Raw genomic sequence first — 12,936 nt, forward strand, 5'->3', positions numbered from 1 at the left:
TCAACGCCCTGCGCGGCACGCACGCCGCCGAGGCCGCCATCACCATGGCCGTCCGCACGCTGCACGCGGCCCTGCACACCGCCTGAGCCCGAGGGGCGGCGCCCACGCGGTGAATGGGGGCGCCCGGACGCCGAGACCGGCCGGGACCTACGCACGGTCCGGGCCGTCTCCCCCGGGCACGGACCTACGCACGGTCCGGGCAGTCTCCCCCGGCCCCCGGAGATGCGGGCGGAAGGGTCGTACCCTCCGCCTGCCGGCCGTCGGAAGGTGGCGGGACGGGCCCGTCCGGTGCCGTCAGGGGAACGCCCGCCTCCCGCCCGGCCTGACGGGCCCACGGCACAGCACCGGCCGCACCGGGTCCCGACCGCCCCGCCGATGCCGGAGCACTCGCCACCACCCCCGGAACCGATCCCGGTCCCGGCTGCCCGACCCACGGCGCGGCACCCGCCGCACCCGGCCCCGCCCACTGTTGCGGCACCGGAACACCATTGCCGTACGGGTACCCCATCGCGAAAGCCGGCGGCTGTGCCGGTGGCTGTGGTGCCGGAGCCGTGCGGTCCAGTCGGCGGCGGCGTAGCCACCACGCCACGGCCGCCGTGTACAGCGCGATGCTCAGCACGTCGAACACGACGAGCTGCCAGTTCGCGTCGGCCGCCGTCTCGTCGCTGCTGAGCCCGTCCACGACGGCGGCCGAGATGCCGAAGGCGAGAAGGTTGTTGACGGTGTGCAGGGCGATGGACGCCTCCAGTCCGCCGGTGCGCCAGGTCAGCCAGCCCGCGGCCACGCCGAACACCACGAGGTCGGCGAACCCCCAGGGCGTGCCCCAGCCGTGGGCGGCGGCGAACAGGACCGCCTGGGGCAGGAGCGCGGTCCACGGCGAGCGCAGGAACGCCCCGGCGGTCTGTGTCAGCCAGCCACGGAACACGTACTCCTCGGCGGCCGCCTGCACCGGTACCAGCACCACCAGCATGGCGAGGGCCCGCCCGAAGGCCGGCCATCCCACCCACTGGCTCTCCGGCTCGCCGTCCGTGGGGAGCAGGAGCATGGCGCCCATCGCGAGGCCGAGGATCGGCACGGCCGTCAGCACGCACAGCAGCAGCCAGCGCCATCTCAGCCGCCCGGTCACGGAGGAGACCGTGCCGGCCGGGCGCCGCCCGATCCAGCGCACGACCAGCAGCAGGACGGGTATCCCGACGGCGATCGAGAGCAGGTCCACGGCGGTGCCGGAGACGGGGCCGAACTCCGGCCAGCCGTCGGCGTCCTGGGGGTAGCCCATGCCCGAGCCCAGGGCCACGAAGACGAGCATGAGGACGACCACGGCGGTCATGTACGCCACGGCCACGACCAGGGTCCCGAGCAGGGGGCGCCACCACCGGTAGCGCGGTGAGAGGCGGGCCAGACGGTGGTACGGAAGCTGCTCGGTGAGCTTCGCCTGTGGATGCGGCAGCAGCAGTGGCTGTGGCTGTGTCATGCCGTCAGCCTGCCCAAAGACACCCGGGCGCGCCATCGGCGTGCGCGCGCGGTGCCCGCAGGGCTGACCGCTCGGCCGTCCGGCGAGGTCGATGTCCGTTCGCCGCCGGTGCTCCCTCTGGCCGTCGGGTGGGATGGAGCCATGACTTCAGGAGCGAATTTGCGGGGCAGGACGGCGCTGGTCACCGGCGGCAGCCGGGGCATCGGCGCGGCGACGGCACGGCGGCTGGCGCGGGAGGGCGCGGACGTGGCCGTGACCTATGTGCGGGGCAAGGACGCGGCCGAGGAGGTCGTGCGGGACATCGAGGCGCTGGGGCGGCGGGCGGTGGCGCTGCGCGCCGACGCGGCGGACGCGGCGGAAGCGGCGGGCGCGGTGCGGCGCGCGGCGGAGGAACTGGGCGGGCTCGACGTGCTGGTGGGCAACGCGGCCGTCGGGATCATGGCGCCCCTGGAGAGCCTGTCCCTCGCGGACGTCGACCGGCTCCTCGCCGTGAACGTGCGCGGAGTGTTCCTGGCCGCGCGGTCCGCCGCCGCTGTCATGGAGCGCGGCGGGCGGATCATCACCGTCGGCAGTTGTGTCACCGCGCGGGTGCCGGGGCCCGGGGCCACGCTGTACGCGATGAGCAAGTCGGCCGTGGTGGGCCTGACGAAGGCTCTGGCGCGGGAGCTGGCCGGGCGCGGGATCACGGCGAACGTCGTGCATCCGGGGCCGACGGACACGGACATGAACCCCGCCGACGGCCCGTACGCGTCCGGTCAGGCGGCGATGACCGCCCTGGGCCGGTTCGGTACGGCCGACGAGGTGGCGTCCATGGTGGCGTTCCTGGCGGGGCCGGAGGCGGCGTACGTGACGGGCGCGGAGTTCTCGGTGGACGGCGGACACGCCGCGTGACGGAGCGGGGAGGGCGGGCGCGTCAGGTCTCGTCCAGGCGGCGTACGTCCTCCTCGTCCCACTTCCTGGTGTCGCGGGGCTGGGTGTACGGCTCGGCCCGCGGCGGATGGCCGCCGGCGATGGCCCGCTGTCGTACGGTCTCCGCGTCGAACTCCAGGCCCAGCAGGACGGCCAGGTTGGTGATCCAGAGCCAGACCAGGAAGACGATGACGCCAGCCATGGTGCCGTAGGTCTTGTTGTAGGAGGCGAAGTTGGCGACGTAGAACGCGAAGCCGGCGGAGGCGGCCATCCAGATCAGCAGGGCGAGGACGCTGCCGGGGGTGATCCACCTGAAACCCCTGACCTTGGCGTTCGGGGTCGCCCAGTACAGGATGGCGATCATCACGGTGACGAGCAGAACCAGCACCGGCCACTTCGCGATGGCCCATACGGTCAGCGCCGTGTCGCCGAGCCCGAGCGCGTCCCCGGCCCGGCTGGCCAGGCCGCCGGTGAAGACCACGATGAGCGCGCTGGCCACGGCGAGGACCATCAGGACGACGGTGACGCCGACGCGCACCGGGAGGAGCTTCCAGACCGGGCGGCCCTCGGGCATGTCGTAGACGGCGTTGGCGGCGCGGATGAACGCGGCCACGTAGCCGGACGCCGACCACACGGCCACCACGAGGCCGATGATCGCCACGAGGGAGCCGGTGCCGGCGCCGTTCTGGAGCTGTTCCACCGCCCGGGTGATGATGTCGCGGGCGGGGCCGGGCGCGAGGTTCCGCAGGTTGGCCAGCACCTTGTCCGTGACCGACCGGCCGGCGACAGCCAGCAGGGAGACCAGCACCAACAGGGCCGGGAACAGGGACAGGACGGCGTAGTAGGTGAGGGCTGCGGCCCGGTCGGTCAGCTCGTCGTCACGGAACTCGCGCAGCGAGCCCCTGAACACCGCCGACCATGCGCGCCGGGGCAGCTTCGCGGGGGTGTCCGGTGCCCGCCGCTCGACGTCCTGGGCGGGTCCGGCCTCGTCCGGTGCCGGGATCCGCGGCTCCGGGGTCTCGTCGGCGGCCTGCCTGTGGTGCCGCCGTGGTACGTGCAGCTTCGCCATACCGGCCGGGTAACCGCGCAGGGCGTGATCACGCCCCCGGTTCACTCGTCGGCCTCGTCTCCTCCGACGCTGCCGCCCGGTGCCCTCCGCCCGGCAGCGGGACGGAGGGCGTTGCGGACGGGCCGTCGTGCGGGACTCAGTGGGCGTTGGCGAACCGCTTGAACGCGGCCTTGGTGCCGGAGCCCGCGATGCCGTCGATCGGACCGCGGTAGCCGTAGCTGTCCTTCAGGAGCCGCTGGAGCGCCTTGATCGTGCCCTTGCCGACGACGCCGTCGATCGGGCCGGTGTAGCCCCAGTACTTCTTCAGGCAGCGCTGGAAGGCCTTCCAGCTGTTGGTGCCGAGCTTGCCGTCGATGGAGCCCCGGTAGTTCCAGTACGTCTTCAGCCAGCGCTGGACCTTCTTCGCCTGGGTGGCGTTCAGGCCGAGGTTGTTCACCGCCTGCGGGGTGACGGCCTCGGTGGCCGCCGCCGGGTGGGCCGTCGCGGGCGCCGCGAAGCCGGTGCCTGCGGCGGCGAGGCTGCCCGCGGCCAGCGCCACCGTGGTCGCGGTGGCGAGGAGGGTCCTGGTGAAGATGTTCCTCTGCATGTGTTTCCCCCTGGTTGACGAGTGCCTCTCGGCACGGCACACAAGCTACGTGCCGGGGGATCGCCCGTCGCCAACCAGGGAGTTGACGCCCGGCTCCAACGGCCGCGGTAGGGCCGGACCGGTGTACAACCTCCGTGGTAGGTCCAGGGGGCGCACGCGCCGGTCGCGAGCGCGGGTCAGCCCCGCCCTCCGCTGAGGTTTCCCCACCGGGGTCCGATGTGCCTCCACTCCTCGTCCCACTCGGCCAGGCGCCGCCGGATGAGCCGGCCGCGCACCAGCCATCCCGCGCCCCACACCAGCGCGCCGGCCGCCGGGGCGACGAGGACACCGGTGAGCGCCGACTGAAGGTCGGCCGCCGCTCCGGTGACGGGGGCGGGTACGACCCGGTCCGCCTGGTTGGTCCACACCATCACGCGGGTTCCGGCGGGGGCGCCCGGGAAGACCTTCGCCCGGTCGGTGTGCGCCGAGCCGTCGGCGTCGGTCCAGCGCACGGTGGCCCACACCCGCCCGTCGTCGTAGCCGGTGCCCGCGGCGGGGGTCCGCGCCGCGTCGTCGGTGAGCACGGCGGACACGGCGTGCACCTGGGCCAGCCGCGCCGCGAACGCGGACTGGGAGGCCTGGGCCGCCCACAGGCCCGCGAAGACCCCGACGACCACGGCCAGCACCCAGCCGGCGAGGACGATCCAGGCCTCGACGACATCGCTGTGCCGCCGGAGCGGGTTGCGCCGCCACCGCCACAGCCGCGTCCGGGTGACCGTCGTGGGAGGTGTCCGTGTCATCGTCACCGCCTCCTCCCGCCCACCGGCGGCCGGAACCCGCAGCGGCCCCGCGGTCTCCCGGACCCGGTCGCCCGAGCGAGGGTCATGACACCATCCTGCACCTCTCCTCGCCGGTCGTCCGCTGGGGACCGGGCTTCTCTTCCGGATCGGGCGGGCTCCGGCCGGCGGTGCCGTGTGAGAGGCCCGGACGGGCCCTGGGAGCCCGCCCTGGACGGCCCTTCGAGTCGGCGCTGCGCGGTCCTAGGACGGCGTGAGCGGCAGGTCGTCGGTGTAGGCGTTCACCGGCTGGGCGACGGGCCGGGCGTCCCTGACGTCGAGTGCCGCCTCCGCGGTCCTGGTGCCGAGAGTGCCGCGCGGGTGCCAGGTGCCGGTCACCTCCAGCCAGGTGTTTGCGGGCGGTGCCTCGCTGCCGTACACGCGCACCTTGACCGTCTGTGAGTCCGCCGCGCAGCAGGAGAAGATGATGCGGGTCAGGTACCAGCCGTCGCCGTGGCCGGCCGGGGTGACGAAGCCGGTCAGCCGGACCGTGCGGTGCTCGACGGCCCGGCTGCGGTCCTGTTGGACCCGCTTGGTGAAGTCGGTGAGGGTCAGTGGCACCGGCGAGGTCGCGGGCAGTGGGGCGAACCCCTTCTGTACGGCGACGGGCTTGTTGTTGGCGCGGGCCGCGGTGTACGCGCCGAGCGCGGGCGGGGCGTGGAAGAGCAGGCTGAGCGCGGGGAGGAACAGCAGCCAGGCGACGCGTGGGGTGCCGCCGTGGTCGTGGCCGTGCCCGGTGTCCCCGGCCGCGTGGTGCCGGTCCCGGGTGACCGCTGCCGCCAGGCCGAGCAGCAGCAGGACCACGCCGGACACGATCAGCGCCGGGCGCAGTCCGGCCTTGACGTAGCGCAGGTAGGTGTCGGTGAGGAGGGCCGTGTGCAGCAGGCCGATGCCGGTCAGCGCCAGGAGCAGGGCCTGGAGAGGGCGTTTCACAGCAGCGCGCCTCCGATCAGGACGCTCGCGGTGACCGCCACGACGGTGGTCGCCGTGGAGAACCGCCAGGCGAAGGCACGGCCGAAGGTGCCCGCCTGAAGGGCGATCAGCTTCAGGTCGACCATCGGGCCGACCACCAGGAACGCGAGCCGGGCGGTCGGCGAGAAGCCGGTGAGCGAGGCGGCGACGAACGCGTCGGCCTCCGAGCAGACGGCCAGCAGAACGGCGAGGACGGCCAGGAAGAGCACCGAGAGCCAGGGCGAGCCGGAGAAGGTGTCGAGGACGGAGCCCGGCACGGTGACGTTGAAGGTGGCGGCGGCCGTGGCGCCGAGCACCAGGAAGCCGCCGGCGTGCAGGAAGTCGTGCTGGAAGCCGAGCCGGAACTCGGTCCAGCGGCTGTGGCCGTGCCGGTGGCCGGTGTGCCGGTGGCGCAGGAGCGGGCGCAGCCACTCCTCCTTGCCGAGCCAGAGCCACAGCCAGCCCATGACGGCCGCCGTGGCGAGGGAGGCGAGCAGCCGGGCGGCGACCATCGCCGGGTTGCCCGGGAAGGCGACGGCGGTGGCCGTGAGGACGACGGGGTTGATCGCGGGGGCGGAGAGCAGGAAGGCGAAGGCCGCGGCCGGGGTCACGCCACGGCGGATCAGGCTGCTCGCGACGGGCACGGAGGCGCACTCGCAGCCCGGCAGGATCGCGCCGGCGGCGCCGGCGACCGGTACGGCGAGGGCCGGCCGCTTCGGCAGCACCCGGGTGAACAGGTCGGCCGGCACGAAGGCGTTGATGGCGCCGGACAGGGCGGTGCCGAGGAGCAGGAAGGGGAGCGCCTGGACGGTGATGGCCAGGCAGACGGTGCGCCAGGCCTGGACGGCCGGATGATCCAGCCAAGGCGTCCCGGCCAGGAGGAGCGCGGCCGTGGCGCCGGCTGTCAGCGCGAGGGCGGCGCCGAGCGGCCATGGCCGGGGAACAGCGCCCGGCGGCCCGGATCTGGGGCCGGCGCCCAGCGGTCGGGACCCCGGGCCGGCGCCCAGTGGCCACGGCCGGATGCGGCGCGCGGGCGGATCGGGGTGCGTCACGGTCGCCGCGCCCTCCGCCACACCAACCAGTTCATCCGCTTTGTCCATGTTCACTCCGGATGTCGGCCTCTGGCCGACGATAAGCGAGGAGGAGGACCCGGCCGCGCGTACACGCCGCCACGGAAGCGACCCGGGCGGAACAAAGCACCCCATCGGTGGCTCTTCTCACAATCCGGCCCGAACGGGGCCGAAGGTGACGGGCACCACGTCGCCGGGCGCCGCTGTTGTCTACGTTCGTGACCCATGTCGTCCCGTCTCTCCCGCCGTCTGTCCCGCACAGCACGCGCCAAGGCCTGCGCCCTCATGGCCTCGGCCACCGCGCTCCTCGCCACCGGACTCCTGCACCCCACCCCGGCCGCGGCCGCCTCGGCACACGCCACGGCGGCCGTGCTCGACCTGGACGGCACCGGCCGCACGCCCGTGGTCCACGGCGAGGACAGGGCGTACGACACCGCCAGCATCGTCAAGGTCGACATCCTCGCGGCGCTGCTCCTCCAGGCACAGGACGCGGGACGGCAGCTCACCGCGCGGGAGCGGGAGCACGCCGAGCCGATGATCCGGCGCAGCGACAACGCGGCGGCCAACGCCCTGTGGCGGCAGATCGGCCGGGCCCCCGGGCTGGCGGCGGCCAACAAGCGCCTCGGGCTGACCTCGACGACGGGCGGGCCCGGCGCCAAGTGGGGTCTGACCCGGACGACCGCGCGTGACCAGATACGGCTGCTGCGAGCGGTGTTCGACACCGGTGGCACGGTCCACGCGGGCTCCGGCGGGCTCGACGCGGACTCCCGCGCCTACATCCGCACCCTGATGAGCCGGGTCGCGCCCGAGCAGACGTGGGGTGTCCCGGCGGCGGGCGCCGAGGGCTCCCGGAAGACCCTGAAGAACGGCTGGCTCCAGCGCGGCACCACGGGCCTGTGGGACGTCAACAGCGTCGGCCGGGTCACCGTCAAGGGTCACCGGTATCTCGTCGCGGTGCTGTCGGACGGCAGCGCGTCCATGAGCGACGGCGTGTCCCTGGTGGAGCGGACGGCGCGCGCGGCCGTGGCGTGAGCAGCCCCCGAACGGCGCTCCAGTGGTCCGAACCACTCACCCAAGTTCAACATCACCGACACCGCCGAGCTGACCCGCATGGCCGTCGCTCTCGGCCCGTGACCACCTGGCGCGATCGGGGAGCAAGGTGTCGCCGGGGCTTTTCGGTCGCCGTGGAAGGGGCACGCGGTCGGGGTACGACTTCCGACCGGAGGGGCGAGACCACGATGGCCGAGTACGAACGTTCCCGCACGATGCCCGCACAGCCCGAGCAGGTCTTCGACCAGGCGGCCAACACCGCGCAGCTCGACGCCTGGCTCCCGGGCGAACTGCACGTAGACGTCCAGGACCCGCCCGCCGTGACCGTGCACGAGGACCGCTCCGGCGAGGACATGCCGGCCCTGCTGCGGTCCCAGCCGGACCAGATGCGCCTGGAGTGGGGCACCCGCGAGCAGGGCAGCTACGCCGGCTGGCTCCAGGTGGCCGGCATCGGCAGCGGAGCCAGCGAGGTGACCGTGCACCTGTCCTTCTTCGACGAGGGCCACGACCCGGGCGAGCGGGCGGTGTGCGACGCCCTGGACGGCAGCCTGCGCCGGCTGGAGGAACAGGTGCGGATGCGGGTCGACAACGCGGCCGGCTGACATGCCGCACCCGGTGAGCTGGTCCCCGCTGCGCCTGAGCACGCCCGTCAAACAGCATGTCTTCGGCGGCCGGGCCCTCGCCGACCGGCTGGGCCGGACGGCGCTGCCGTACGGCCCGGTCGCCGAGACCTGGGAGGTCAGCGACGTCGACGGGGAGGGTGCCACGGTGACCGAGGGCCCGCTGGCGGGGCGGTCGCTGCGGGAGCTGATGACGGAGGACCCCGGCGGCCTGCTGGGCGACCGCCCGCACGGACCGCGCTTCCCGCTGCTCACCAAGTTCATCGACGGCACGCGCACCCTCCCCGTGCATCTGCACGCCGACGACGCCACCGCCCGCCGCCTGGAGGGCGAGCCGAACGGCAAGACCGAGGCCTGGCATGTGCTGGACGCCGTACCCGGCGCGACCGCGCTGGTCGGAGTGCGGCCCGGGGTCGACCGGGAGCGGCTGCGCCGGGCGCTGCTCGCGCAGGACTTCGACGCGGTCATGCGCCGCCTGCCGGTGCGCGCCGGACAGACCGTGTACGTACCGGGCGGGACCCTGCACAGTTTCGGGCCCGGCACCCTGGTGTACGAGATCGAGCAGACCTCCGACATCCAGCAGCACGCCATGCCCTGGCGGATGGAGGACGGCGCGCCGCTGGACGAGCGGGAGCGGGAGGCGAACATCGAACGGCTGCTGGACGAGTGGCGGCCGGAGCCCCGGCCGCGGTTCCAGCCGGGGCTGAGTGTGCCGGTGGACGACTCGGTGGCGCGGACGGTGCTGTGCGCGGGGCCGTACTTCGCCCTGGAACGCTGGACGGCCGGCAGCACCGCACCCCTCGCCCGTACGTTCGCGACGGCGCAGATCCTCAGCAACGCCGGCGCCCCGGTGACCGTCACCTGCGGCGGCTGGACCGGCCGGCTCGGCCGGGCGCGGACCCTGCTGCTGCCCGCCGCGCTCGGGCAGGTGCGGGTGACCGGGCCCGCCGACGTCCTGTTCGGCTACGTCCCGGACCTTCAGGCGGACATCCGCGCCCCGCTGACCGCCGCCGGGCACGGGCCGGCCGTGGTCGCCGCCCTCGGCGAGGGGATCTGAGCCCGGCGCTCACACACTGGTCAGCACCTGCGGCGACAGCTGCTTGATCATGGTGTTGGTCCAGCGGATCTGGCGCAGGGTCTGTGGATGGCAGTCGCTCGCCAGGGCGAGGAGCCGGGGATCACGGCCCGCCTGCGCGGCCTGGGCGAGCATCTCCCAGTGCACGGAGTTGCGGGTGGCCGCCAGGTGCAGGTCGAGCAGGTCGTGCAGGAGCAGCAGGCCCGGTTCCGGGCGGCGGCCCATGGCCTCCGCCGCCTTGGCGCGCAGAGTGGCGAGGGGGCCCGGCGTCGGATCGTCGGGCGGGCCGGACAGGTCGAGTCCGTAGTGGTGGCCGGTGTCGGCGAGGCGGGCGCTGTGCTCGTGCGACCAGCGGGCCAGGTCGGTGGCCACATGGTGGATCTCGTGCTCGGTGCGGTGCCGCTCGGCGGTCGCCATGAGGTCCTTCTCCAGGTGCCGTTCGCCGTGGTGCAGGGTGCGCAGGGTGAGGGTGAGGGCGTTCATCGGGCGCTCCCCAGGGGGGTGCCGGCGCGGTCGTGCGCGGTCGGCGCGCCGCGGGCCACGAGCGTGACGCGGGCCGCGCAGGTCTTGAACAGAGGCTGTTTGGACACCGGGTCCCAGTCGGTGATCGTGCCCTCGTTGGCGGCCCGGCCCGGGCCGTCGCCGGCGGGGCGGTGTCCGCCGGGGGTGTCCCAGTAGCCGTAGTGGAACGGCACGAACACCACCCCGTCCCGCATCGGGGTGATCCGCAGCCGGGCCCGTACGGCGCCGCGCGGGGTGCCGACCTCGACCAGGTCGCCGGCGTGCAGGTCAAGGGCGGCGGCCTCCGCGCCGGAGAGTTCCGCCCACACGTCGGGGGCGGCGGCGTTCAGCTCGGGGGCGCGGCCGGTCTTGGTGCGGGTGTGGAAGTGGTGGACGGTACGGCCGGTGATCAGCTGGAGCGGGAAGTCCGGGGAGGCGTCCTCGTGCGGGGGCAGGTACTCGGCCGCCTTGAGGACCGCCTTGCCGTCCGGGTTGAGCGACCGGTACTCGACGGGCTCGTTGACCGCCCCGGTGACCAGGTCCTTGCCGTAGCTCTCGCAGGTGTCGGGGTGGGCGAAGGAGATGCCGTCGGTGTACAGGCGCGCGGTGCCGTCGGGGGCGTCGGCGGTGCAGGGCCACTGGATGCCCGTACCGGCGCGCAGTCGCTCGTAGCTCAGCCCGGTCTGGTCGCAGGGACGGCCGGCGCTGCACCGCTGCCAGGCGGCGAAGGCCGACTCGGGGTCGTGCCAGGTGATCAGCGGGCCGCCGTCCTTGTCGCGGAAGTCCATGCGGGCCGCGAAGTCGAGGAAGATGTCCAGATCGGCGCGGGCCTCGCCGGGCGGTTCGACGGCCTTCTCGGACAGGTGCACGGTGCGGTCGGCGTTGGTGAGGGTGCCGGTCTTCTCGCCCCAGGTCGCGGCGGGCAGCACCACGTCGGCGAGCTGGGCGGTCTCCGTGAGGAACAGGTCCTGGACGACGACGAAGAGCCGGTCCTGGGAGAGGACCGAGCGGATCCGGGCGAGTTCGGGCAGGGACACGGCCGGGTTGGTGCCGGTGATCCACAGCATCCGGAGCGTGCCCTGTTCGGCGTACCGGAACATCTGCATCGCGTGGGTGGGCGGCGCGTAGTGCGGGATGCGCTCCGGCGGGACGTTCCACAGCTCGGCCAGCTCGGCGACGTGCTGGTCGTTCTGCCAGTTCCGGAAGCCGGGCAGGTCGCCGTCGGCGCCGCACTCGCGGGTGTTCTCCGCGCTGGGCTGGCCGTTCATCTGGAGCAGGCCGCGGCCGGGGCGGCCCAGCATGCCCCGGATCAGGTGCAGGTTGTTCACCTGGACGGCGGCGGCGGTGGCCTGGTGGGACTGGTAGAAGCCCTGGAGCACGGTGGAGGTGAGCCGCTCGGCGCCGCCGAGGATCTCCGCCGCCCGTTCGATCGCGGGGGCCGGGACATCGCAGATGTGGGAGGCCCAGCGAGGCGTGCAGGGCTCGACCATGTCCGCGAGTTCCTCGAAACCGACGGTGTGCGCGTCGACGTAGTCCCGGTCGACCTTCCCGGTGCGAATGATCTCGTGGAGGAGGGCGTCGAGGAGGGCCACGTTGGTGCCGGGGCGCGGGGCGAGGTGGACGGTGGCCTGCCGTGCCACCGGTGTGGTGCGCGGGTCGACGCACACCAGCGCGGGCGGGTCGCCGCCCGCGAGCCGGTCAAGGACGCGCGCCCACAGCACGGTCTGGGTCTCGGCCATGTTGTGCCCGAACAGGGCGAGGGCGTCGCAGTGGTCGATGTCCTCGTAGGAGCCGGGCTGCCCGTCGCAGCCGAAGCTCTCCTTCAGCGCCTCGGCGGCGGTCGCCGTGCACAGCCGGGTGTTGCCGTCCAGGTGGTTGGTGCCGAGACCGGCCCGGGCGAGCACGGCGAGGGTGTAGTACTCCTCCAGGAAGAGCTGGCCGGTGGTGTAGAAGCCGATCGAGCCGGGGCCGCGCTCGTCCAGCAGGTACCGGGTGCGGGCCGCGATCCGGCCCATGGCCGTGTCCCAGTCGCAGGGCACCAGCCGGCCGTTCTCACGCACGAGCGGCCTGGTCAGCCGGTCCGGGGAGCCGTTCGCCTGCCAGCCGTACAGGTCCTTGGGCCCGAGGCGGCCCCGGTTGACCCGGTCGGTGGCGCGCCCGCGCACGCCGACGATGCGTCCGTGGCGTACGGCGATGTCCATGGCGTCGCCGTTGGAGTGCAGCAGCGAGGCGGACGGCACCCAGCGCTCCACGTCCTCCTCGGTGAGGCCGGGCGCGAGGTGCAGGTCGGTGCGGGCCGGCCAGGGTGTCCCTCGGTCGTACGGGGTCCGTGGACCCCAGGGATTGCCGATGCGGTCGTCGTCGTTGATCACGGTCCCACCTCCGGGTGTCGCCTCGGGCTGTCGCGCGAGTACCCCGGCCGCGGCGGCCTCTCCCCCGTGTTTGCCTGTCACGGGACCCGGGGACCCGGGAGCAGGAGGTGATCATCGTGCCCGAACCCGGCAGCAAGAAGTACGACACCCGCAGGGCCCGGCTGCGCAAGGAGGCCGAGCGGTCGGGGATCTCCGACCAGGACGCGAACGCCGTCGCCAACGAGACCCTGCAAGAGGAGCCGGAGTGGCAGAGCCGGGGCCCGAAGACGGAGCGTGGCCGTGGCCCGAAGGGCGAGCGGCCCGAGAACGAGTAGTCGGACACGTGGGCCTCCCCGGCGCGACCGGGGAGGCCCACGTGTGTTTGGGCGCGGCCGGGGTCCGGGGCTCGGCCGGGGGTCCGGTCTCGGTCGGCACTCCGGAGGCGCGGTCGGCAGTCCGAGGGCATGG

13 protein-coding genes are annotated in these 12,936 nt (G+C 73.9%); 5 read left to right on the forward strand and 8 right to left on the reverse strand.

Translation table 11 applies throughout. The features are described from left to right. Positions 1-184: 184 nt before the first annotated feature. Positions 185-1,471, reverse strand: coding sequence for a lysostaphin resistance A-like protein (locus ACZ4WH_RS35660; RefSeq protein ID WP_468188657.1), 1,287 nt, complete (start codon positions 1,469-1,471; stop codon positions 185-187). 141 nt (positions 1,472-1,612) lie between these two features. On the opposite strand from ACZ4WH_RS35660, the gene ACZ4WH_RS35665 reads away from it, so the two are divergent. Further along, positions 1,613-2,362, forward strand: coding sequence for an SDR family oxidoreductase (locus tag ACZ4WH_RS35665; RefSeq protein WP_468188659.1), 750 nt, complete (start codon positions 1,613-1,615; stop codon positions 2,360-2,362). Between the two features lie 22 nt (positions 2,363-2,384). Here ACZ4WH_RS35665 and ACZ4WH_RS35670 read toward each other — a convergent pair whose 3' ends face one another. From ACZ4WH_RS35670 to ACZ4WH_RS35690, 5 genes are all read right to left on the reverse strand, one after another. Next, positions 2,385-3,449, reverse strand: a complete 1,065-nt coding sequence (locus ACZ4WH_RS35670; protein WP_468188661.1) for a YihY/virulence factor BrkB family protein — start codon at positions 3,447-3,449, stop codon at positions 2,385-2,387. A 136-nt stretch (positions 3,450-3,585) separates the two neighbouring features. Then, entirely contained in the window at positions 3,586-4,035 is a 450-nt protein-coding gene (locus ACZ4WH_RS35675) for a peptidoglycan-binding domain-containing protein (protein ID WP_468188663.1), read from the reverse strand. 176 nt (positions 4,036-4,211) lie between these two features. Beyond that, positions 4,212-4,814 (reverse strand): Rv1733c family protein, encoded by a 603-nt coding sequence (locus ACZ4WH_RS35680; protein WP_468188665.1) that lies wholly within the window; start codon positions 4,812-4,814, stop codon positions 4,212-4,214. A gap of 240 nt (positions 4,815-5,054) precedes the next feature. Then, positions 5,055-5,783: a TIGR03943 family putative permease subunit gene (locus tag ACZ4WH_RS35685; protein WP_468188667.1), complete on the reverse strand. Its 729-nt coding sequence runs from the start codon at positions 5,781-5,783 to the stop codon at positions 5,055-5,057. Beyond that, complete coding sequence (locus ACZ4WH_RS35690; protein ID WP_468188669.1) at positions 5,780-6,901, reverse strand: permease; 1,122 nt, start codon at positions 6,899-6,901, stop codon at positions 5,780-5,782. Before ACZ4WH_RS35690 ends, ACZ4WH_RS35685 begins: the two co-directional genes overlap by 4 nt. Positions 6,902-7,096: 195 nt before the next feature. On the opposite strand from ACZ4WH_RS35690, the gene ACZ4WH_RS35695 reads away from it, so the two are divergent. The 3 genes from ACZ4WH_RS35695 to ACZ4WH_RS35705 all read left to right on the forward strand — a co-directional run bounded on the left by ACZ4WH_RS35695 (position 7,097) and on the right by ACZ4WH_RS35705 (position 9,598). Next, positions 7,097-7,903 (forward strand): serine hydrolase, encoded by an 807-nt coding sequence (locus ACZ4WH_RS35695; protein WP_468188671.1) that lies wholly within the window; start codon positions 7,097-7,099, stop codon positions 7,901-7,903. Positions 7,904-8,109: 206 nt separating this feature from the next. Then, on the forward strand, positions 8,110-8,523 hold the full coding sequence (locus ACZ4WH_RS35700) for an SRPBCC family protein (protein WP_468188673.1): 414 nt from the start codon (positions 8,110-8,112) through the stop codon (positions 8,521-8,523). Between the two features lies 1 nt (position 8,524). Continuing rightward, complete coding sequence (locus ACZ4WH_RS35705; RefSeq protein ID WP_468188675.1) at positions 8,525-9,598, forward strand: class I mannose-6-phosphate isomerase; 1,074 nt, start codon at positions 8,525-8,527, stop codon at positions 9,596-9,598. A 9-nt stretch (positions 9,599-9,607) separates the two neighbouring features. Here the strand turns inward: ACZ4WH_RS35705 and ACZ4WH_RS35710 are convergent, their stop codons facing one another. Then, entirely contained in the window at positions 9,608-10,099 is a 492-nt protein-coding gene (locus tag ACZ4WH_RS35710; RefSeq protein WP_468188676.1) for a hypothetical protein, read from the reverse strand. After that, the gene (locus ACZ4WH_RS35715) at positions 10,096-12,489 is read right to left on the reverse strand and encodes a molybdopterin oxidoreductase family protein (RefSeq protein ID WP_468188678.1); all 2,394 of its coding nucleotides are present in this window, start codon (positions 12,487-12,489) and stop codon (positions 10,096-10,098) included. The genes ACZ4WH_RS35710 and ACZ4WH_RS35715 overlap by 4 nt, the downstream gene beginning before the upstream one ends. A 107-nt stretch (positions 12,490-12,596) precedes the next feature. Between ACZ4WH_RS35715 and ACZ4WH_RS35720 the strand changes: the two genes are divergently transcribed. Further along, the gene (locus ACZ4WH_RS35720) at positions 12,597-12,803 is read left to right on the forward strand and encodes a hypothetical protein (protein WP_468188680.1); all 207 of its coding nucleotides are present in this window, start codon (positions 12,597-12,599) and stop codon (positions 12,801-12,803) included. The last annotated feature ends 133 nt before the right edge of the window (positions 12,804-12,936 follow it).

The sequence above is a fragment of the Streptomyces sp. NPDC029138 genome (assembly GCF_055564375.1).

Coding starts and splice junctions, on each gene's coding strand:
- ACZ4WH_RS35660 (WP_468188657.1), bottom strand. CDS start 1,471: ATGACACAGCCACAGCCACTGCTGCTGCCGCATCCACAGGCGAAGCTC.
- ACZ4WH_RS35665 (WP_468188659.1), top strand. CDS start 1,613: ATGACTTCAGGAGCGAATTTGCGGGGCAGGACGGCGCTGGTCACCGGC.
- ACZ4WH_RS35670 (WP_468188661.1), bottom strand. CDS start 3,449: ATGGCGAAGCTGCACGTACCACGGCGGCACCACAGGCAGGCCGCCGAC.
- ACZ4WH_RS35675 (WP_468188663.1), bottom strand. CDS start 4,035: ATGCAGAGGAACATCTTCACCAGGACCCTCCTCGCCACCGCGACCACG.
- ACZ4WH_RS35680 (WP_468188665.1), bottom strand. CDS start 4,814: ATGACACGGACACCTCCCACGACGGTCACCCGGACGCGGCTGTGGCGG.
- ACZ4WH_RS35690 (WP_468188669.1), bottom strand. CDS start 6,901: ATGGACAAAGCGGATGAACTGGTTGGTGTGGCGGAGGGCGCGGCGACC.
- ACZ4WH_RS35695 (WP_468188671.1), top strand. CDS start 7,097: ATGTCGTCCCGTCTCTCCCGCCGTCTGTCCCGCACAGCACGCGCCAAG.
- ACZ4WH_RS35700 (WP_468188673.1), top strand. CDS start 8,110: ATGGCCGAGTACGAACGTTCCCGCACGATGCCCGCACAGCCCGAGCAG.
- ACZ4WH_RS35705 (WP_468188675.1), top strand. CDS start 8,525: ATGCCGCACCCGGTGAGCTGGTCCCCGCTGCGCCTGAGCACGCCCGTC.
- ACZ4WH_RS35710 (WP_468188676.1), bottom strand. CDS start 10,099: ATGAACGCCCTCACCCTCACCCTGCGCACCCTGCACCACGGCGAACGG.